Source organism: Agromyces sp. NPDC058484 (assembly GCF_042720415.1).
Lineage (GTDB): Bacteria > Actinomycetota > Actinomycetes > Actinomycetales > Microbacteriaceae > Agromyces.
Map to the genome: position 1 here is coordinate 79,017 of NZ_JBHXMP010000002.1, position 19,740 is coordinate 98,756.

General features: G+C 71.8%; 21 protein-coding genes. 14 read left to right on the forward strand and 7 right to left on the reverse strand.

Annotated elements, in window-relative coordinates; all coding sequences use genetic code 11:
* The first annotated feature begins 151 nt into the window (after positions 1 to 151).
* Positions 152 to 667 carry a 30S ribosome-binding factor RbfA gene (rbfA, locus tag ACFWN7_RS02845; RefSeq protein WP_376937172.1) on the forward strand — a complete coding sequence of 172 codons (516 nt, stop codon included), beginning with the start codon at positions 152 to 154 and terminating at the stop codon, positions 665 to 667.
* 28 nt (positions 668 to 695) lie between these two features.
* On the opposite strand, the gene ACFWN7_RS02850 is transcribed toward rbfA, so the two are convergent.
* Entirely contained in the window at positions 696 to 1,619 is a 924-nt protein-coding gene (locus tag ACFWN7_RS02850) for a LysR family transcriptional regulator (protein ID WP_376937173.1), read from the reverse strand.
* A gap of 111 nt (positions 1,620 to 1,730) precedes the next feature.
* Between ACFWN7_RS02850 and ACFWN7_RS02855 the strand changes: the two genes are divergently transcribed.
* Entirely contained in the window at positions 1,731 to 3,092 is a 1,362-nt protein-coding gene (locus ACFWN7_RS02855) for an MFS transporter (protein ID WP_376937174.1), read from the forward strand.
* A gap of 67 nt (positions 3,093 to 3,159) precedes the next feature.
* On the opposite strand, the gene ACFWN7_RS02860 is transcribed toward ACFWN7_RS02855, so the two are convergent.
* On the reverse strand, positions 3,160 to 4,047 hold the full coding sequence (locus ACFWN7_RS02860; protein ID WP_376937175.1) for an A/G-specific adenine glycosylase: 888 nt from the start codon (positions 4,045 to 4,047) through the stop codon (positions 3,160 to 3,162).
* Positions 4,048 to 4,233: 186 nt separating this feature from the next.
* Between ACFWN7_RS02860 and ACFWN7_RS02865 the strand changes: the two genes are divergently transcribed.
* Positions 4,234 to 4,848 carry a hypothetical protein gene (locus ACFWN7_RS02865; RefSeq protein ID WP_376937176.1) on the forward strand — a complete coding sequence of 205 codons (615 nt, stop codon included), beginning with the start codon at positions 4,234 to 4,236 and terminating at the stop codon, positions 4,846 to 4,848.
* 13 nt (positions 4,849 to 4,861) lie between these two features.
* Here the strand turns inward: ACFWN7_RS02865 and ACFWN7_RS02870 are convergent, their stop codons facing one another.
* On the reverse strand, positions 4,862 to 5,857 hold the full coding sequence (locus ACFWN7_RS02870; RefSeq protein ID WP_376937177.1) for a ketopantoate reductase family protein: 996 nt from the start codon (positions 5,855 to 5,857) through the stop codon (positions 4,862 to 4,864).
* A gap of 86 nt (positions 5,858 to 5,943) precedes the next feature.
* Between ACFWN7_RS02870 and truB the strand changes: the two genes are divergently transcribed.
* From truB to ACFWN7_RS02895, 5 genes are all read left to right on the forward strand, one after another.
* Complete coding sequence (gene truB, locus ACFWN7_RS02875) at positions 5,944 to 6,924, forward strand: tRNA pseudouridine(55) synthase TruB (protein ID WP_376937178.1); 981 nt, start codon at positions 5,944 to 5,946, stop codon at positions 6,922 to 6,924.
* The gene (locus ACFWN7_RS02880; protein ID WP_376937179.1) at positions 6,921 to 7,289 is read left to right on the forward strand and encodes a hypothetical protein; all 369 of its coding nucleotides are present in this window, start codon (positions 6,921 to 6,923) and stop codon (positions 7,287 to 7,289) included. Before truB ends, ACFWN7_RS02880 begins: the two co-directional genes overlap by 4 nt.
* Before the next feature lie 72 nt (positions 7,290 to 7,361).
* The gene (locus ACFWN7_RS02885; RefSeq protein ID WP_376937180.1) at positions 7,362 to 7,754 is read left to right on the forward strand and encodes a hypothetical protein; all 393 of its coding nucleotides are present in this window, start codon (positions 7,362 to 7,364) and stop codon (positions 7,752 to 7,754) included.
* Positions 7,751 to 8,698: a bifunctional riboflavin kinase/FAD synthetase gene (locus tag ACFWN7_RS02890; RefSeq protein WP_376937181.1), complete on the forward strand. Its 948-nt coding sequence runs from the start codon at positions 7,751 to 7,753 to the stop codon at positions 8,696 to 8,698. The genes ACFWN7_RS02885 and ACFWN7_RS02890 overlap by 4 nt, the downstream gene beginning before the upstream one ends.
* Positions 8,699 to 8,708: 10 nt before the next feature.
* The gene (locus ACFWN7_RS02895) at positions 8,709 to 9,926 is read left to right on the forward strand and encodes a CynX/NimT family MFS transporter (RefSeq protein ID WP_376937182.1); all 1,218 of its coding nucleotides are present in this window, start codon (positions 8,709 to 8,711) and stop codon (positions 9,924 to 9,926) included.
* 20 nt (positions 9,927 to 9,946) lie between these two features.
* On the opposite strand, the gene ACFWN7_RS02900 is transcribed toward ACFWN7_RS02895, so the two are convergent.
* Positions 9,947 to 10,879 (reverse strand): ROK family protein, encoded by a 933-nt coding sequence (locus ACFWN7_RS02900; protein WP_376937183.1) that lies wholly within the window; start codon positions 10,877 to 10,879, stop codon positions 9,947 to 9,949.
* Positions 10,880 to 10,991: 112 nt separating this feature from the next.
* Here ACFWN7_RS02900 and ACFWN7_RS02905 point away from each other — a divergent pair, with 112 nt between their 5' ends.
* The 5 genes from ACFWN7_RS02905 (at position 10,992) to ACFWN7_RS02925 (ending at position 16,595) form a co-directional block, all read left to right on the forward strand.
* Complete coding sequence (locus ACFWN7_RS02905) at positions 10,992 to 11,942, forward strand: sugar-binding transcriptional regulator (RefSeq protein WP_376937334.1); 951 nt, start codon at positions 10,992 to 10,994, stop codon at positions 11,940 to 11,942.
* A 62-nt stretch (positions 11,943 to 12,004) separates the two neighbouring features.
* Complete coding sequence (gene deoC, locus ACFWN7_RS02910) at positions 12,005 to 13,027, forward strand: deoxyribose-phosphate aldolase (RefSeq protein WP_376937335.1); 1,023 nt, start codon at positions 12,005 to 12,007, stop codon at positions 13,025 to 13,027.
* 86 nt (positions 13,028 to 13,113) lie between these two features.
* Positions 13,114 to 14,748, forward strand: a complete 1,635-nt coding sequence (locus ACFWN7_RS02915) for an aldehyde dehydrogenase family protein (protein WP_376937185.1) — start codon at positions 13,114 to 13,116, stop codon at positions 14,746 to 14,748.
* Positions 14,745 to 15,605, forward strand: a complete 861-nt coding sequence (locus ACFWN7_RS02920; protein WP_376937186.1) for an aldehyde dehydrogenase family protein — start codon at positions 14,745 to 14,747, stop codon at positions 15,603 to 15,605. The genes ACFWN7_RS02915 and ACFWN7_RS02920 overlap by 4 nt, the downstream gene beginning before the upstream one ends.
* 108 nt (positions 15,606 to 15,713) lie before the next feature.
* On the forward strand, positions 15,714 to 16,595 hold the full coding sequence (locus ACFWN7_RS02925; protein ID WP_376937187.1) for a glycerophosphodiester phosphodiesterase: 882 nt from the start codon (positions 15,714 to 15,716) through the stop codon (positions 16,593 to 16,595).
* 7 nt (positions 16,596 to 16,602) lie between these two features.
* Here the strand turns inward: ACFWN7_RS02925 and ACFWN7_RS02930 are convergent, their stop codons facing one another.
* Both ACFWN7_RS02930 and ACFWN7_RS02935 read right to left on the reverse strand, forming a co-directional pair.
* A complete protein-coding gene (locus ACFWN7_RS02930; protein WP_376937188.1) occupies positions 16,603 to 17,145 on the reverse strand; it encodes an O-acetyl-ADP-ribose deacetylase in 543 nt (180 codons plus the stop codon).
* Between the two features lie 8 nt (positions 17,146 to 17,153).
* Entirely contained in the window at positions 17,154 to 17,432 is a 279-nt protein-coding gene (locus ACFWN7_RS02935) for a metal-sensitive transcriptional regulator (protein ID WP_376937189.1), read from the reverse strand.
* A gap of 74 nt (positions 17,433 to 17,506) precedes the next feature.
* Between ACFWN7_RS02935 and ACFWN7_RS02940 the strand changes: the two genes are divergently transcribed.
* On the forward strand, positions 17,507 to 19,444 hold the full coding sequence (locus tag ACFWN7_RS02940) for a DUF2207 family protein (RefSeq protein ID WP_376937191.1): 1,938 nt from the start codon (positions 17,507 to 17,509) through the stop codon (positions 19,442 to 19,444).
* A gap of 43 nt (positions 19,445 to 19,487) precedes the next feature.
* On the opposite strand, the gene ACFWN7_RS02945 is transcribed toward ACFWN7_RS02940, so the two are convergent.
* Positions 19,488 to 19,691, reverse strand: coding sequence for a hypothetical protein (locus ACFWN7_RS02945; protein ID WP_376937192.1), 204 nt, complete (start codon positions 19,689 to 19,691; stop codon positions 19,488 to 19,490).
* Between the last annotated feature and the right edge of the window lie 49 nt (positions 19,692 to 19,740).

Sequence of the window (19,740 nt, forward strand, 5' to 3'; positions counted from 1 at the left end):
GGGGAAAGGTAATCGGAATGAACACCGAAATCCAGGTGGGCCACTATATCGTCACGATCGAGTTGCGCCATACGCCTGGGGTGTTGTGGTGGCCCGGGGGTGACGGACCAACCCTCACCCCCGGCCCCCATCCTCGGAAAGTGAGAACACCATGGCGGATCCGGCACGGGCCAGGAAGATGGCCGATCGCATCAGGGAGATCGTCGCCCGGCGGCTCGACAAGGGGCTCCGCGACCCGCGGCTCGGCTTCGTGACGATCACCGACGTGCGGGTGACGGGAGACCTGCAGCACGCGAGCATCTTCTACACCGTCTACGGCAGCGAGGAGGAGCGCAGGGATTCCGCGCTCGCCCTCAAGGCCGCGACCGGAATGCTCCGCAGTGAGGTCGGTCGCAACATCACCGCGCGCCTCACGCCCTCGCTCGAGTTCATCCTCGACGCCATTCCCGAGAACGCCGAGCACATCGAGGCGCTGCTCCGCGAGGCGCGCGACCGCGACGTCGAGACGTCGACGCTCGCGTCGAGGGCCGAGTACGCCGGCGAAGCCGATCCGTACGTCAAGCCGCGTGAGGTCGGCGACGAGGCCATCGATGCGCCCGACGGTGACGCCCCGGACGCAGACGGCGACGGGGCCGCCGACGCTGCGGAGGCCGGAGGCGCGCGCTGACACGACGCACGTCGCCATCGGGCGTCCGTCAGGCCGTGACGACAGGCCGCCCGATCAGCTCGTCGGCGACCTCGGCGATCCGCAGTCGCATCGCCTCGATGAACGCGAGCACAGCGGGTTGCCGCAGGGCCTCGGGCCGGCAGACGAGCCAGTACGGCAGGCGCTCGTCGATCTCGCCGGCGAAGAGTCGCACGAGGTCGTCATGGCGATCGGCGAGGAACGCCGGCAGCAGGCCGAACCCGGCGCCCGCTCGCGTCGCGTCGACGTGCACGTACACGTTCGTGCTCGAGACGGCGTCGACCATGCCGCGCGTCGATCGGCGTGCCTCGTCGAGGGCGTCGACCTGCAGCATCGACTCGATGAAGTACACGAGCGGCGCGCCGTCGAGAGCGGCCGGCGAACGGGGCATCCCATGCTGCGCGAGATACGCGCGACTGGCGTAGAGACCGAGCGCGTAGTCGGCGAGGTGCACCGCCTCCGCGCGATGCACATGCGGCTTGCCGACGACGACCTCGAGGTCGATTCCCACCCGCTGCTGCGCGACGCGGCGTTGCGCCGCGACGATCTCGAGCGAGACATCCGGATGCTCGCGTCGCACGGCGACGATGGCGGGCGACGCGATGAATCCGCTGAATCCGTCGGTCGCCGAGAGGCGCACGACCCCGGCGAGCCTGGGTGCCTCGGGGGAGAGGGCGCCGAGCGCCCGCTCCACGCCCTCGGCGGCTGCGATGGCGTGCTCGCCGAGCGCCGTGAGCACCCAGCCGGCGGCGCCCCGGGCGAGTACCCGGCCGCCGAGCGCGGCCTCGAGTGCGGCGATGCGCCTCGCGATCGTCGTGTGGTTCAGGCCGAGCTCGGCAGCGGCGGCGGTGTACCGGCCCGCTCGGGAGACGGCGAGCAGCACCAGGAGGTCATCGGGGTTCGGGCGCGGGGGGCGAAGCGTCGTGATCCTCACCTGTGCATCTTCGCACAGGTCGTCTGCGGAGTTCGGCATTGGATGTGCGTCGGACTGCAGTGATACTCGATCGACGGCGCGATCGCGTCGACCCCTGCAAAGGAGCATCGGATGACCCAGACCCGACCCCGCGACGCCGACCCCGCCGCCGCGCCCTCAGGACTCCGGCGAGTCGTCACCGCCTCGATGGCGGGCACCGTCGTCGAATGGTACGAGTTCTTCCTCTACGCCTCGGCGGCCACGCTCGTGTTCGGCACCGCGTTCTTCCCACCGTCCGACGACCCGTTCGCAGGGATCATCGCCGCGTTCCTCACCTATGCCGTCGGCTTCATCGCGCGCCCGCTCGGCGGCATCGTGTTCGGGCACTTCGGCGACAAGTACGGTCGGAAGCGCCTGCTGCAGCTCAGCATCATCCTGATCGGCGTCGCGACGTTCCTCATCGGCTGCCTCCCGACCTACGCCCAGATCGGACTCGTCGCGCCGGCGCTGCTCGTCGCGCTCCGCTTCCTGCAGGGCTTCGCCCTCGGCGGCGAATGGGGCGGCGCCGTCCTCCTCGTCGCCGAGCACAGCCCCGCCCGCTCCCGCGGATTCTGGGCGAGCTGGCCGCAGGCCGCGGTCCCCGTCGGCAACCTGCTCGCGACCGTCGTGCTGTTCGTGCTCTCGTCGACGCTCAGCGAGGCGGCGTTCCTCGGCTGGGGCTGGCGTGTGGCGTTCTGGCTCTCGGCGGTGATCGTGCTCATCGGCTGGTACATCCGCACGAAGGTCACCGACGCGCCGATCTTCCTCGAGATGCAGGAGGAGCGTGAGGCGGCGAAGGCGACGTCGTACGGTGTGCTCGAGGTGCTCCGCCGTTATCCGCGCGGAGTGGTGACGGCGATGGGCCTCCGCGTCGCGGAGAACATCCTGTACTACGTCGTCGTCACCTTCTCGATCGTCTACCTGACCCAGGTCGTGAAGGAGGGCACCGCGAACACCCTGCTCCTCCTGGTCGGTGCGCACGTCGTGCACTTCGTCGTCATCCCGATCTTCGGCCGGCTCTCCGACCGCATCGGCCGGCGACCGGTCTATGCGGCCGGTGCGATCCTCGGAGCGACGTGGGCGTTCTTCGCGTTCCCGCTGATGAACACCGGCCAGCCGGTCGTCATCTGGGCGGCGATCTCGCTCGGCCTCATCTTCCACGCCGCGATGTACGCGGGACAGCCGGCGATCATGGCCGAGATGTTCCCCACCAGGATGCGCTACTCGGGCGTCTCGCTCGGCTACCAGGTGACGTCGATCTTCGCGGGCTCGCTCGCCCCGATCATCGCGACGAGCCTCCTGTCGCAGTTCGGTTCGAGCGTGCCGATCGCGATCTACGTGCTCATCGCCTGCGTGATCACCCTCGTCGCCGTGGCCTTCGCCCGCGAGACGCGCGGGCTCGACCTTCGCGAGGTCGACGCCGCCGACCGCGAGCGGGCTCCGGTCGGCGCCTGAGTCGATCGGCGCGAGTCGATCGGGCACGAGACGGATGCCCCGGGCCGCGAGCCCGGGGCATCCGCTCTCATCCCTCGGGGAGGGCGAGTCCCACCGGGCCGTCGACCACCAGGCCGTCGGACACGAGCCCGGCGATGGCGCGATCGAGCTGCGCCGCGTCGCTCCAGACCGGGGTCAGCCGGGCCCGCGCCACCGGCCGATGCGCGGCGCGCACCTCGCGCATGACGAGCCCGCGCACCTGCCGGTCGGAACCGGCGAACTGCGCCTGTGCCCGCCTGCGCGGTCCGTCGTAGCCCGGGTACCCCGCGCGACGCCACGCACACCCCTGCGCGATCGGGCAGGCGTCGCAGCGTGGCAGGCGAGCCGTGCACACGGTCGCACCGAGCTCCATCGCGGCGGCGTTGAACACGCGGGCCTCGGCGTCCGACTCGGGAAGGAGCGCCTCCATCGCCGAGAGATCGCGGGCCGTCGACGGCGGCCCGGGCTCCGCCTGCCCCTGCCTGGCGCGAGCGATCACCCGTCGCGTGTTCGTGTCGACCACCGGATGCCGCCTGCCGAACGCGAACGCAGCGACCGCGCGTGCGGTGTACGCGCCGACCCCCCGCAGCGCGAGCAGGTCGCCGAGCTCCGACGGCACTTCGCCGCCGTGCCGCTCGACGATCTCGACGGCCGCACGATGCAGCCACAGCGCCCGGCGCGGGTATCCGAGTCGATCCCACGCCCGCACCGCCTCCGCGGGCGGCTCGGAGGCGAGGGCGGCCGGTGTCGGCCAGCGCGCGACCCACGCCTCCCATCGGGGCACGACGCGGGCCACCTGGGTCTGCTGCAGCATGAACTCGCTCACGAGCACCGCCCACGGCGACACCTCGGCGGCACGCCACGGCAACGGCCGCGCGGCATCCGCGAACCAGTCGTTCACGGCGACCGCGATCTCTGGGGCGGGTGCGCGGGACACCGTCTCAGACTATGCGTGCGAGTCCGGTTGGGCCCGTCGACGGCAGGATGCGCCTCGCGAAACCCGTGTATCTGCGACCGAACCCGCAGCAACCCGGGATTCGCGGGGAACAGGCCAGGCGAGGGCGGCGTGGTGCATCTCTCGCACACGGATCGCGGGCGGATGCCGCGCGGCTAGTCTCAAACCATGAAGCTCGTCACGACGCCCCGCGTGAGCTTCCTGCGCGACCTCGCCGACGAGATCGCGGCGCACTACGGCCGCGGCCGCATGATCGTGGCGATCGACGGCCCGCTGCAGAGCGGGAAGACGCAGTTCGCCGACGACCTCGCGGCGGTCCTCCGCGAGCGCGAGCACGCGGTGTTCCGCGCCAGCATGGAACGGTTCCACCGGTCGAGGGCCGCCCAGGACGCCTACGGTGACGACACTCCCGCGCGGTACGTCGGATACGGGTTCGACGAGTCGGCGCTCCGCCGGGTGCTCGTCGAGCCGTTCCGCATGGGCGGCTCGACCGCCTTCGTGACCGGCGTGATCGACCCGGCACGCGACGCGTGGGTGCAGCCGAAGTGGATCACCGGCCCGAGTGACGCGATCCTCATCCTCGACGGGCGCTTCGTGCTGCGGAAGCGGCTCGCGGGACTCTGGGACTTCACGATCGCGCTCGACGGCGAGCCCGCCGACCCCGCCGACGTGCTCGCCTACGCGGAGCGCGACCCGCGGCTCGTCGCCTCGGCGGTCGTCGACGACAGCGACCCCGAGCATCCGCGCCGGCGCCTCCGCGACGTCGACGACAACGCCCGCTGACCACGACGCACGGTCAGCCGGGCACCTCGGCGATCACGCGTTCGACGGCGATGTGCGCACCGGTCGCCTCCACCTCGTGCACGAGCGCCGTGAGGGCGGCGTTGACCGGTGCGCCGAGACCGGCGACGGATGCCTCGCGCACGACCGCCCCGTTCAGGAAGTCGACCTCGGTCGGCTGACCGCGGCGCACGCTCTGCTGCGTCGATCCGAGGTTCGGCACGCCTCCCATGCGCACCCGCATGAACCACGGCAGGAACTGCCCGGCCCAGAGGGGAGCACGGGCGAACAGCCGGAGCCGCCGGTCGCCGAGGCCCTGCAAGCGCCCGAAGCGCACACCGCGGGCGATTCCGACCCGAACCGCCTCACGCATCGACGCGGCCACGACGAGGCGGAGGCGCCGGTCGTCGACGATCTCCTGCACGCTCCGCCCGACGATCGCCGGCACGGCGTTCAGCATGTTCACGATGAGCTTCGTCCACTGCGCACCGCGGAACCCGCCGATCGCGACGACCGGCACCGCAGACGACAGCACGGCGGCGACGCGCGTGCACTCGGCATCCGCCGGGCCGTCGCCGCGGCCGAGATAGCTCGCCGCCGTGGTGGTGACCCGCACCGCGCCCGGCTCGGTGTAGTTCGCCGCGATGATCGACAGCAGGCCCATGCACGACGAGTCGGGGAGGATCCGGGCGGCGAGGTCGACGCCCTCGAGGCCGTTCTGCACGACGACGACGGGCACCCCGTCGATCGTCACCGCGTTCGCCTCGATCGCCGCCGCCGCATCCTGCGCCTTGGTGCACACCAGCACGAGCTCAGGCCGGGTGCTGAGCACCTCGGCGGCCGCGACACGCGCTTGCGCGTCGCCGTAGCCGCCCGTGAGCCGGATGCCGCCCGAGCGGATCGCCTCGAGCCCGGCGCCGCGTGCCGTGACCTCCACCTCGTGGCCGGCACGTGCGAGCAGCGCGGCGAACGTTCCTCCGAGCGCGCCCGCTCCGATGATCCCGATCCTCACCACCCCAGCGTAGGGGCGCCCGGGGTCGCGGCCGGCCCGAGCCCCTGCGGCGCTCCCGCGGCGGCCCGGCTGTTAGCCTGTACGGCGTGAACAGCGGCATCCTCCTCATCGACAAGCCGCAGGGAATCACCAGCCACGACGTCGTCGCGCGAACGCGCCGGCTCGCCGGCACCCGCAAGATCGGGCACGCCGGCACCCTCGACCCGATGGCGACCGGGCTCCTCGTCCTGGGTGTGAACCACGCCACTCGCCTGCTGCACCACCTCGTCGGACTCGACAAGGAGTACCTCGCGACCATCCGGCTCGGGTGGGGAACCACGACCGACGACGCCGAGGGCGAGCCCGGGCCCGCGGCATCCGCCGACCGCATCGCCGCGGCGACCGAGGCGGCCGTCGCGGCGGGCATGCTCAGGCAGTCCGGCGTGATCGAGCAGGTGCCGAGCGCGGTGAGCGCGGTGAAGGTCGCAGGCAGACGCGCCTACCAGCGCGTTCGCGACGGCGAGCAGGTCGAGCTCGCCGCGCGTACCGTGACGGTCTCCGCGTTCGAACTGCTCGCGCTGCGACCGGGCGACGGCGTCGTCGACGTCGACGTGCGCGTCGAGTGCTCGTCGGGCACCTACGTGCGGGCGCTCGCACGCGACCTCGGCGCCGACCTCGGCACCGGCGGGCATCTCACCGCGCTTCGGCGAACGCGCATCGGCGCGTTCCGGGTCGACGAGGCGGCCGGGCTCGAGGGCCTCGACGTCGCCGCGTCGCTCATGAGTCCAGCGGATGCCGCGCGCCGCGTCCTCCCCGTCGCCGCGCTCACCGCGCAGCAGGCGGTCGATCTCGGCCACGGCAAGCGCGTCGAGGCATCCGGGATCAAGGTATCCGGCGTCGAGGCATCCGGGATCGAGGCATCCGGGATCGAGGCATCCGGGATCGAGGCATCCGCCGACCTCGACAGCGTCACCGGTGAGGCGATCGCCGCGATCGACCCCGACGACCGGCTGGTCGCCATCGTCGAGCGCCACGGCCGGTCGCTCAAGGTCGTCACGGGATTCCCGCCCGGGGAGGCGCCCGCATGATCGAGTGGTTCACCTGGGTGCAGCTCGCGGTCGCCGGCGCGGCGGGGCTCGTCTGCCTCGTGCTCGGCTTCGCCGGACGCGTGCCGAACGACCTCGCGAACGGCGCGCTGGTGCTCGTCGAGCTCCTGCTCGTCGTGCAGCTCGTGGTCGCCATCGTCGCGCCGGCCTTCGGCAACGAGGCCACGGGCAGCCTCCTCGAGTTCTACACCTACCTGGTGGGCGCGCTGCTGCTGCCGCCCGCGGCGATCGTCTGGGGCCTCCTGGAGCGGAGCCGCTGGTCGACCGTCGTGCTCGGGGTCGCGGCCCTCGCGGTCGGGGTGATGGTGTACCGGATGCTGCAGATCTGGACCGTGCAGCAGGCCTGACCGCGTCTGAGAGAATCGAACGACATGACTGACGTGCAGAGCGCCCGGCCCGGCCTCCGAAGGGGGCGGCGGATGAGCGGCATCGGACGGGTGCTCGTGGCCGTCTACGGCGTGCTCGCGCTCGCCGCCGTCGGCCGCTCGTTCGTGCAGATCGTCTCCAGGTTCGGCGAGGCGCCGCTCGCGTACACGCTGTCCGCGCTCGCGGCGGTCGTGTACGTCGTCGCCACCGTGGCGCTCATCCGCTCGGGCCGCGGGTGGTACGGCGTGGCCTGGGCGACGATCGTCTTCGAGTTCACGGGCGTCGTCGTGGTCGGCACGCTGAGCATCGTGTATCCCGGGCTGTTCCCGCACGACACGGTCTGGTCGTGGTTCGGCCGCGGCTATCTGTTCATTCCGCTCGTCCTCCCGGTGCTCGGCATGTGGTGGCTCGCGAAGCATCGGCCGCGCGAGGCGGATGCCGCGTGAAGACCTTCAAGGGCCTCGGGTCGGTGCCCCACGGCTTCGGGCCGAGCGCCGTCACGATCGGCAAGTTCGACGGAGTGCACCGGGGGCACCGCGCCGTCGTCGAGCGGCTGCGCTCCATCGCGGCCGCCGATGACCTTCGATCCGTCGTGGTGACCTTCGACCGCAACCCGCTCGCGCTGCTCGCGCCCGAGAAGTGCCCCGAGTCGCTCGTGAGCGTGCGCCAGAAGCTCGAGCTGCTCGGATCGACCGGCATCGACGCCACGTTGCTGCTGCCGTTCGACCGGGCGCTTGCGTCGGTGCCCGCGACGGAGTTCGTCGAACGCGTGCTCGTCGACACGCTCGGTGCGAAGGCCGTGCTGGTGGGCGGTGACTTCCGCTACGGCGCGAGGGGCGCGGGCGACGTCGACCTGCTCATCGCGCTCGGCGGCGCGTTCGGGTTCACCGTCGAGGTCGTCGACGACGTGCGTCCCGGCGACGACCGCCGGGTCTCGTCGACCTGGATCCGCGAACTCCTCGCCGAGGGCGACGTGCGGCACGCGACCGAGCTGCTCGGCCACACGCCGACCGTCTCGGGCATCGTCGTGCACGGCGCGAAGCGCGGGCGCGAGCTCGGATACCCGACCGCGAACCTGAGCCCCGAATCCGAGGGGTTGATCCCGGCCGACGGCGTCTACGCGGGGTGGCTGACCGATGCCGGCACGCGGTATCCGGCGGCCATCTCGGTCGGGAACAACCCGACGTTCAAGGGTGTGCAGAAGCAGGTCGAGGCGTACGTGCTCGATCGCGAGCTCGACCTCTACGATCACGTCGTCGACGTGGAGTTCGTCGACCGCCTGCGCGGGATGGTCGCGTTCACGAGCATCCCCGATCTCGTCGACACGATGCGCGACGACGTCGACCGGTCGCGCAAGCTGCTCACCGACCCGCGCGAGGTCCCGGCCTAGACTCGACCCGATGCCGCCGACCGAGCCCCGACCCCTCTGGGCCGGTCGCGCCCTCGCCTTCGCGGGCATCGTGCTCGTCGCGTTCAACCTCCGCACAGCGGTGGCATCGCTGTCGCCGGTCCTCACGGAGCTCGAACGGGAGATCGCGCTCCCGCCGGCGGCGGTCGGGTTCCTCGGCATGCTCCCGCCGCTCTGCTACGCCGTCTTCGGCATCGTCACGCCGCTCTTCGCGAAGCGGCTCGGGCTCGAGGCGATGCTCGTCGTCGCCCTCGTCGCACTCTCGGCCGGGCTCCTCGGTCGAGGCCTCGCGGGCGATGCGGGCTGGCTCATGGCGATGAGCTCCCTCACCTTCGCCGCGATCGGCGTCGGCAATGTGCTGCTGCCGCCGCTCGTGAAGCGGTACTTCCCCGACCGCATCGGCCTGCTCACCACGGTCTACGTCACCGCCATGTCGGTGAGCACGTTCATGCCTCCGCTCATCGCCGTGCCGGTGGCGGATGCCGCGGGCTGGCGCGTCTCCCTCGGCGCCTGGGCGGTCGTGGCCGCCGTCTCGCTGCTGCCGTGGATCTTGCTGCTCGTGCATCCGCGACGCCGGATGCCCGGCGCCGTCCCCGAGGAGGCCGAGCCCGGGCTCCTCCGCTACGCCCTCCGTTCCCCGCTCGCATGGGGGCTCACCGTCGTGTTCGCGGCCGCCGGGTTCAACGCGTACGCGATGTTCGCGTGGATGCCGCCGATGCTCGACGACATCGCGGGCACACCGCCGGCCGAGGCGGGTGCGCTCCTCTCGCTGTACGCGGCGATGGGCCTGCCGGCCGGGCTCCTCGTGCCGATCATCGCCGCCCGATACGGCCGGGTGCGTCTGCTCATCGGTGTCGGCGTCGTCTCGCTCGTCATCGGCTACCTCGGGCTCCTCGTCGTCCCGACGTCCGCGACGTGGCTCTGGGTGTCGCTCGCGGGCCTCGGGCCGATCCTGTTCCCGCTCACGCTCGTGCTCATCAACCTGCGCACCCGCACGCACGCGGGCGCCGTGGCGCTGTCGGGGTTCGTGCAGTCGGCGGGCTATGTCATCGTGGCGATCGGCCCGCTCGCGGTCGGCCTGCTGCACGACGCGACCGACGGCTGGACGTTGCCGCTCGTGCTCCTGCTCTGCTCGGCCGTGCCTGCCGCGATCGCGGGCGGCGTCGTCGCCCGGCCGCGGTACTTCGAGGACGAGCGCGCGGGCGCTTGAATTCGATCCGCGTGGTGCGTTCAGTCGAGGAAGTCAGGTCGGTGCACGAGGGCGGCGGCGCCGATGAGCGGACCCTCGTCGGAAAGGCCGGACGGCACGATGCGCACGCGCGTCACGAACGGGAACACGGCGCGTTCGGCCAGCGCCGCCCCGGCGTGCTCGAAGAGCGCGGGGGAGACGCGTGAGAACCCGCCGCCGATCGCCACGAGGTCGAGGTCGAGCAGGTTCGCGGCCGACGCGACCGCGTGTCCGATCGCGCCGCCCGCACGGGCGACGGCCGCGATCGCGATCGGGTCGCCCGCCTCGTGCGCGAGTGCGAGGTCTTCGCCGGTCGCACCCGTGAAGCCCTGCGCCCTCGCCCAGGCGACGGTGCGCGGCCCCGAGGCCACGGCCTCGAGGCATCCGCGCCCGCCGCAGATGCAGGCGTCGTCGAAGCCGCCCACCTCGACGTGTCCCACGTGACCGGCATTGCCGGTCGGGCTCGGCGCCGCGCGGCCGCCGAGCACCACGCCGCCGCCGACCCCGGTCGACACGACCATGCCGAGCAGGTTCGGCACGCCGCGCCCCGCGCCCACCCAGTGCTCGGCGAGCGCGATGCAGAGCCCGTCGATGCGGAGGGTCACGGGCGCTTCGGGCACGGCGGCGGCGACGGATGCCGCGAGCGGATGATCACGCCAGGCCGGCACGTTGAGCGGCGACACGAGTCCGTGCAGGGCGTCGACCGGACCGGCCGCCCCGATGCCGACTCCGGCGAGCGCCGCGCCGGTGGGAAGCGCCGCTCGCGCGGACTCCACGACCTCCTGCACCGAGTCGTCGAGCGCGGCGCTCGAGGCGTCGGCGCCGGTCGGCCGCCGATGGCGCGACCCTGCGAGGAGCCGGCCCTGATCATCGACGAGCGCGGCCTCGACCTTCGTTCCGCCGAAGTCGACGGCGAGCGCGAGGGGTCGCTGCATGCCATCAGCATAGGCGCGCGGCATCCGTCGTCTCATTGCTCATGTGAGCAGGATCTCCCGCGAGTGTTGCCGATGCGCAGCCTGCTGCCTACGCTGGAACGTGAGCGGAAGGATGCGTGTGGACGAGATTGACGAACTCCTCTCGATCCGGGCTGCCGAGCTCTACTACGAGGAGAACAAGACGCAGGACGAGATCGGCCAGGCGCTCCGCCTGACCCGGTGGAAGGTGGGGCGTCTCCTCGCGCAGGCGAAGCAGCGCGGGTTCATCCGCATCGAGATCCTGCACCCGCGTGCGAGGCGCCTGCCCATCGAGCGGCGGTTGCGCGACGAGCGCGGCCTCACCGACGCGATCGTCGTCTCCATCGCGGGCGTGCACTCGGCCGAAGAGCTGCAGGAGCGCACGGCGCAGGCGGCCGCCGACTACCTCACCGCGCTCCGGCCGGTGCCGCGCACCCTCGGCGTGAGCTGGGGTCGCACGCTCTTCGAGATCTCGCAGCACCTGCGCAACGGCTGGGCCACCGGGGTCAACGTCGTGCAGATCAACGGCGGCGTGAGTCTCAACCGGCGCCCCGGCACCGCCGCGGCCACCGCGGTCGGCATCGCCCAGAAGGGCGGTGGCAGCGCCACCCTGCTGCCGAGCCCGGCCATCCTCGAGCGGCTCGCGACGAAGGAGGCGATCGAGTCCGATCGCGTCGTCGCCGGGGTCATCGAGTTGGCCCGCTCGGCCGACGCGTACCTGTTCAGCGCCGGTGCGGCCGACCACAGCTCCGTGCACGTCGAGAGCGGCTACCTCTCGGTCGGCGACGTCGACGTGCTCGTGCAGAAGGGGGCCGTCGGCGACGTCGTCGGTCGCTACATCGACTCCGACGGCAACATCGTCGATCCCGCCCTCGACGCCCGTACCGTCGGACTCACGCTCGACGAGCTCCGCGCCGCGCCGCTCGCCATCGCCGTCATCGCGGGCACGGCGAAGCACGCCGTCGCCGATGCGGTGGTGCGCAGCAGCCTGTGCTCGGTCCTCGTGACCGACGAGGCCACGGCACTCCACCTCCTCGACGGCTGAGCACAGGGCGCTCGCCACCGCTCCAGACGACGCAACATCACCAGGAAAGCCAGGTCATGACCATGCCACCTCCAGTCAGCGCAGGCACCGCCCTCGTCACCGCCCGGGAGCGCGCGCTCGCCGTGCTGGGCGGCGAACCCGACGATGCGACCCTTCGCCGCTACCTGCACGGCATCGCCGGCGTCGACGCCGTCGGCCTCGAGCAGCGCGCCGCGGGGCTCGCCACACGATCGATCAAGACCACCTCGAAGCAGTGGGCACTCGACAAGATCATCTCGCTCATCGACCTCACCACGCTCGAGGGCGCCGACACGCCCGGCAAGGTGCGCTCGCTCGTCGCCAAGGCGGTGAACCCCGATCCGACGGATGCCACGGTGCCCCGCGTGGCGGCGGTCTGCGTGTACGGCGACATGGTGCCGTACGCGATCGACGCGCTCGGCGGCGCGCACGGCGACCCCGACGACGGGCTCATCTCGGTCGCGGCCGTCGCCACGGCATTCCCGAGCGGCCGTTCGTCGCTCGAGATCAAGCTCGCCGACACGGCCGAGGCGGTCGCCGCCGGAGCCGACGAGATCGACATGGTCATCGACCGCGGCGCGTTCCTCGCCGGCCGCTACGGTCTCGTCTTCGACCAGATCGCCGCGGTGAAGGAGGCGTGCCGCCGCCCCGACGGCACGAGCGCGAGCCTCAAGGTGATCCTCGAGACCGGCGAGCTGGTCACCTACGACAACGTGCGCCGTGCCTCGTGGCTCTCGATCCTCGCGGGCGGCGACTTCATCAAGACGTCCACCGGCAAGGTGCAACCCGCCGCGACGCTGCCCGTCACGCTCCTGATGCTCGAGGTCGTGCGCGACTGGCACCTGGCCACCGGCCAGCGCATCGGGGTGAAGCCCGCGGGCGGCATCCGCGCGTCGAAGGATGCGATCCGGTACCTCGTGACCGTGGCCGAGACCGCCGGCGAGGAGTGGCTCCGGCCGCACCTGTTCCGCTTCGGGGCGTCGAGCCTTCTGAACGATGTGCTGCTGCAGCGACAGAAGATGACGACCGGCCACTACTCCGGCGCCGACTACCTGACCATCGACTGAGCCCCTTCGAGACGGCCCTGGCGGGCCTCCTCAGGGACCGAACCACACTCGACAACTGCTTCACGAACCGAAGGGTTCCACAGACCATGAGCTTCCTCGAATACGCACCGGCCCCCGAGTCGCGCGCGATCCTGTCGCTTCGCGACGGCTACGGCCTCTTCATCGACGGCGAGTTCGTCGACGGCCGCGGCACGCCGTTCCAGACCATCTCGCCGGCGAGCGAGGAGAAGATCGCGACGATCGCGAATGCGAACGCAGCGGATGTCGCCGATGCCGTCGCCGCGGCGCGGCGCGCCTACGACCGCACGTGGTCGAAGATGAGCGGCCGCGATCGCGGAAAGTACCTGTTCCGCATCGCGCGTCTCGTGCAGGAGCGCACCCGCGAGCTCGCCGTCGCCGAGTCGCTCGACAACGGCAAGCCGATCAAGGAGTCCCGCGACGTCGACGTGCCGCTCGTCGCGGCGTGGTTCTTCTACTACGCGGGCTGGGCCGACAAGCTCGATCACGCCGGACTCGGTGCCGATCCGCGCTCGCTCGGCGTGGCCGCTCAGGTCATCCCGTGGAACTTCCCGCTGCTCATGCTGGCGTGGAAGATCGCGCCGGCGCTCGCCGCCGGCAACACGGTCGTTCTGAAGCCGGCCGAGACCACGCCGCTCTCGGCGCTGATCTTCGCCGAGATCCTGCAGCAGGCCGAGCTTCCGCCGGGCGTCGTGAACATCATCACGGGCGCCGGCGACACCGGGGCCGCGCTCGTCTCGCACGACGGCGTCGACAAGGTCGCGTTCACGGGATCGACCGCGGTGGGCCGGGCCATCGCGAAGGAGATCGCCGGCACCGACAAGAAGGTCACCCTCGAGCTCGGCGGCAAGGCCGCGAACATCGTGTTCGACGACGCGCCCATCGACCAGGCGATCGAAGGCATCGTCAACGGCATCTTCTTCAACCAGGGGCACGTGTGCTGCGCGGGCTCGCGCCTGCTGGTGCAGGAGAACATCCACGACGAGGTCGTCGAGCGGCTGAAGCTGCGCCTGTCGACGCTGCGGCTCGGCGACCCGCTCGACAAGAACACCGACATCGGGGCGATCAACTCGAAGGAGCAGCTGGAGCGCATCCGCGAGCTCTCCGACGTGGGAGTTGCCGAGGGCGCCGACCGCTGGAGCGCTCCGTGCGTGATCCCCGAGAACGGATTCTGGTACGCGCCGACGATCTTCACGAACGTGCAGACCTCGAGTCGCATCGCCCGCGAGGAGATCTTCGGGCCGGTGCTCTCGGTGCTCACCTTCCGCACGCCCGCCGAGGCGATCGCGAAGGCGAACAACACGCCGTACGGCCTCTCCGCCGGCATCTGGACCGACAAGGGCAGCCGGATCCTCGCGGTCGCCGACCAGTTGCGCGCGGGCGTGATCTGGGCGAACACGTTCAACCGCTTCGACCCGTCGAGCCCCTTCGGCGGCTACAAGGAGTCGGGCTACGGCCGCGAGGGCGGCAGGCACGGACTGGCCGCGTACCTCGCGCCGGCGCCGATCGCCGGGCGGGCAGGCGCGAAGTCCGTCACCGCCGGTCGAGCAGCGGCCGTCACCGCCGGTCGAGCAGCGGCCGTCACCGCCGGTCGAGCAGCGGCGAAGCAGCCCATCGAGACCGCGGATGCCGCGCCCAAGCGCACCCGCCGAACCGCGCAGGGTCGATCAGCCGGGCCTGCGAAGAAGGGAGCCGCGAAGTGACCCGCCTCGCCGTGCCGAAGACCTACAAGCTCTACATCGGCGGCGCCTTCCCCCGCAGCGAGTCGGGCCGCACCTACGAGGTCATGGCCGCCGACGGCCGCTTCCTCGCGAACGCCGCGAAGGCCTCCCGCAAAGACGCGCGCGACGCGGTCGTCGCCGCGCGCGGCTCCGTCGGCGGGTGGGCGGGCGCCACCGCGTACAACCGCGGCCAGGTGCTCTACCGCATCGCCGAGCTCCTCGAGGGCCGGCGTGCGCAGTTCGTCGCCGAGATCGAGGAGGCCGAGGGCGCCTCGCGCGCCGTGGCAACCGCCCAGGTCGACGAGGCGATCGACCGCTGGGTCTGGTACGCGGGCTGGGCCGACAAGTTCGCGCAGGTCGCGGGCAACGCCAACCCCGTCGCGGGCCCCTACTTCAACATCTCGGTCCCCGAGCCGACCGGAGTCGTCGCGATCATCGCGCCGCAGGACTCGTCGCTCGTCGGGTTCGTCTCGGCGGTCGCCCCCGCGCTCGTCGCCGGCAACTCGGTCGTGGTCGTCGCGAGCGAGCGGTACCCCCTGTCGGCGATCAGCCTCGCGGAGGTGCTCGCGACGAGCGACGTGCCGAAGGGCGTGGTCAACGTGCTCACCGGGTCGCCCGCCGAGATCGCACCATGGCTCGCGAGCCACGCCGACGTCAACGCGATCGACCTCGTCGGTGCAGGTGACCTCGACTGGCTCGCGCTCGAGGTCGACGCCGCCGACACGCTGAAGCGCGTGCTCCGCCCCGAGTCGGGCCCGGATGCCGCGGCACCGGCGCTCGGGCGCATCAGCGCGTTCACCGAGACGAAGACGGTGTGGCACACGAAGAGCCTGCGGTAGGCACTCGCCGCGTGCCACGAATGGGGAGGTAACGAAACGGTAACGGGGTTGCTAGAGTGACCTGCACCGTCGCGCAACGGCGCGTGACCGGTGGAAAGGCCCGAACCCGTGACCCGCGCCCCCCGACGCGCCGTGCGCATCCTGCTCGCCACGATCGGCGTGATGACGACGGCCTCCGTGCTGCTGATCGCCACGACGCCCACCACCGCCTCGGCGGTCGACGTGTTCGGGTCGCTCCGCGTTCCCGGCGAGGCGGCGTTCATCGTCGGGCATCGCGGCGATCGCGCCGAGGCGCCCGAGAACACGATGCCGTCGCTCGAACTCGCCATGGACGACCTCGACTTCGTCGAGACCGACGTGCAGCTCAGCCGCGACGGCGTGCCGGTGCTCTTCCATGACGTGACCCTCGAGCGGATCACGGGCATGCCCCGCCTCCCGGGGGAGCTCGGCCTCGCCGAGCTCCGTCGGCTCGACGTGGGATCGTCGTACGGCGAGGAGTACGCGGGGGAGCGCATCCCGACGCTCGACGAGTTCCTCGCCGCCCTCGCCCGTCGCGAGACGGCGCGCGCGCTCGTCGAGCTGAAGGCCGACTGGCGCGCCGACCAGGTGCGCACCGTCGTCGACCTCGTCGAGCGGCACGGGCTCCGGGGTCGCGTGGTGCTGCAGAGCTTCAGCCTCGAGACGCTCTTCGCGGTGCAGCGCGTCTCGCCGACCACGCCGCGCATCATGCTCATCCGTGAGCTGCCGGCCGAGCCGGTGGCGCTCGCCGAGCGACTCGGGGTGATCGGGTTCGGCACCACCGCGGCATCCGTCACCGAGGTGCCCGGCGCGCTGGAGGCGCTGCACGAGGCGGGCGTCGCGGTGCTCTGCTACACGCTGAACACCCATGACCACTGGCAGGAGGTGAGCGAGCTCGGCGTCGACGGCATCATCACCGACCAGCCGAGCGAGCTCGACGAGTGGCTCGCGGTGACCGCGCCCGGCACGTGAGCGCGGGTCAGGCGACCTCGACGCCGAGTCGCTCGGCGACGCGGCGGAACTCGTCGTGCATCCGCGCCGAGAAGAGCACGAAGCGCACGAGCGCCGGGGGTTCGGCCGTCTCGGCGGCGGCAGCGAGGGCCACGGCCGCGGCATCGTCGGCGGGCCATCCGTAGATCCCCGCCGAGATCGCCGGGAATGCGACGGATGCCGCACCCAGCCCCGCGGCGACGCCGATCGAGTTGCGGTAGGCCGCGGCGAGCAGGAGCCGCCGCTCGTCGGCCTCGGGGCCCGGCCCCGGCCACACGGGGCCCACGGTGTGCACGATCCATCGCGCCGCGAGTCGCCCCGCGCCCGTCGCGACCGCCTCGCCCGTCGGCAGTCCGGCGCGAAAGGTCGTCGCCCGGAGCATCCGGCACTCCTCGAGGATCGTCGGACCCCCGGCCCGATGGATGGCGCCGTCGACGCCGCCGCCGCCCATGAGGCTCGAGTTCGCGGCGTTCACGATCACATCGACGTGCTCGGCGGTGATGTCGCCGGTGACGAGCTCGATGCGGGGCATCCGAACCGCTATCCGCGGTTGTTGGAGAGCTCGAAGATGCGGATCAGCTCGGCCACCGCCGAGTCGCGCTCGTCGCCGCCCTCCTCGTACATCTCGGTGACGTGCGTGCGCAGGTGGTTCTCGACGAGCAGCTTGTTGAGCGAGCCGAGCGACTTCTGCACGGCGAGCGAGAGCGTGATGATGTCGACGCAGTAGTCCTCGTTCTCGATCATCTTCTCGATGCCGCGCAACTGGCCCTCGATGATCTTCGTGCGGTGCAGGGCGCGCTTCTTGATGTCGTCGATCACCTGTTCAGGATACTCCGCTTCTCCGAATACCCCCTATAGGTACCCTTCGACCCGGGGACGCTAGCGTGGTGACCATGCTCCGTCGCTCCGCTCGTGTCGTCGTCGCGCTCGCTGCGTTCGCGCTCGCCGGTGGGCCCGCCGCGGTCGCCGCCGCGGTGCCGCACGACGCCGCGTCGGCGACGCGGTCGGATGCGACATCCGTCAACGAGGCGCCCGTCACCGCGCTGCCCGCCGGCGTCGACGACTTCACCTTCGCGTCCTTCGACGCGGTCTACGAACTGAGCCGAGACGACGGCGGGCGGTCGGTGCTCGACACGACTGAGACGCTGGTGGCGGTCTTTCCCGAGATCGACCAGAACCGCGGCATCCGGCGCGCGATCCCGCTGCGCTACGACGGCCACCCCACCGACATCGACGTGCAATCGGTGACGGATGCCGCGGGCACGCCCCGTTCGTTCGAGGTCGAACGCGACGACGACGGGGAGTTCCTCCTCGTCACGATCCGCGCCGACGACTACGTGCACGGCGAGCAGACCTACGTGATCGGCTACCGTCAGCACAACGTCACGCACGTGCCCGACGACGCCGCCATCGACGAGTTCACCTGGGACGTGAACGGCACGGGCTGGGCGCAGCCGTTCGGGCGGGTCGGCGCGGAGCTGCGGATGTCGGAGGACGTCGCCGAGGGCTTCACCGGCGACGTGGCGTGCTACCGAGGCCGGGCCGGGTCGACGGGGCCGTGCGAGTCGCTGGTCGTCGCCGAATCGTTCCCTCCGATCGTGTCCGCCGCGACGACGGGCATCGGGCCGTACGAGAACCTCACGATCGCGGCAGGGTTCCGCTCGGGCACGTTCGAGCCGCGCGACGAGTCGTTCCTCGCGTCGCCGGCCGCGATCGTCGCCGCCGCAGCCGCAGGGGGCGGCGTCGCCCTGATGGTCGTCGCGATCGTGTTCCGGCTCACCCGATGGCGCGACCATTCCGGGCGGGGAACGATCATCGCGCAGTACGAGCCGCCGACGGTCAGCGCGATGATGTCGGCCGATCTCGTCGGCCGGTCGGGCAAGGGGGTCACGGCGACGATCCTCGAGCGCGCGGTCGACGGAGAGCTCCGCATCGTCGAGACCGGGCGCAAGAAGTACGCCGTCGAGTTCGTCGGCGGCGAGGCGGGCGATGCCGACGCGCGCGCCGTCGTGTCGGCGCTGTTCCGCGACCGGCCCGTGCCCGGAGCACGCCGCGAGCTGAAGTCGCACGACACGACGCTCGGCAAGCGCCTGCTCTCGATCCGCCAGAAGGTCACGAAGGCCGTGGTGGCGAGCGGGCTGCGCCGCAGGCCCGACCTCGGCCGGCGCGTGCTGCTCGCGATCGGCGCGGGCGCCGCGGCCACGCTGAGCGTCGTGTTCGGCGTCATCGCCCTCGACCAGCAGATGGGCGGACCGTGGCCCGCCGTGCTCTTCGTCGTCGCGATCCTCGCCGCCATCGCGACCCTCGTGACCGTCGCCGACGTGCGACCGCTCACCGAGACCGGCCGCGACGTGCGCGACCACCTCGAGGGGCTCCGGCTCTACATCCGGCTGGCCGAGGCCGAGCGCCTTCGGGTGCTGCAGAGCCCGAGCGGCGCGATGCGCGTCGATCGCGCCGCCGCGGCATCCGTGGCAGGAGGCTCCGATCCGTCGGTCCGGGCCGTCGCGTCGTCGGGTGCCGCCGTCGCGCTCGACCCGGCTGTCGTGCTGAAGCTCAACGAGCGGCTCCTGCCGTACGCCGTGCTCTTCGGCGAGGAACGCGAATGGAGCCGGGAGCTCGCGACGCTGTACGAACAGCGCGGCGAGTCACCGGCGTGGCACGCCGGACGGAACGGGTTCAACGCCGGGGCCTTCGCTGCCTCGGTGTCGTCGTTCTCGTCGACGTCGAGCTCATCATGGTCGGGTTCGAGCTCGAGCTCGTCGTCGAGCGGATCGGGTGGCGGCGGCTCATCGGGCGGCGGCGGCGGCGGAGGCGGTGGCGGCGGCGTGTGACGCGACCGCCGGGGTCGATCCGGCGCGGCGACCGCCGACGACCTCAGCCTTCGCCGGCGGTCGCTCGGTCGTCGGGAAGATCGACCCGGCGTTCCTCGTCGATGCCCGGCACCTCGTCGTCGAGGCTGTCGTCGAGCGTGCGGTCGTCGTCGCCCGACGCGAGCTCGTCCTCGTCGAACTCGGAGTCCTGCGCGACCGTGAATTCGTCGTCATCGGGCACGAGGCCCGCCCCCGCGAGATCGTCCATGGCTGAAGCATAGGACGACTCGGGCGGGTCCGCATCGTGCGTTTCCGGC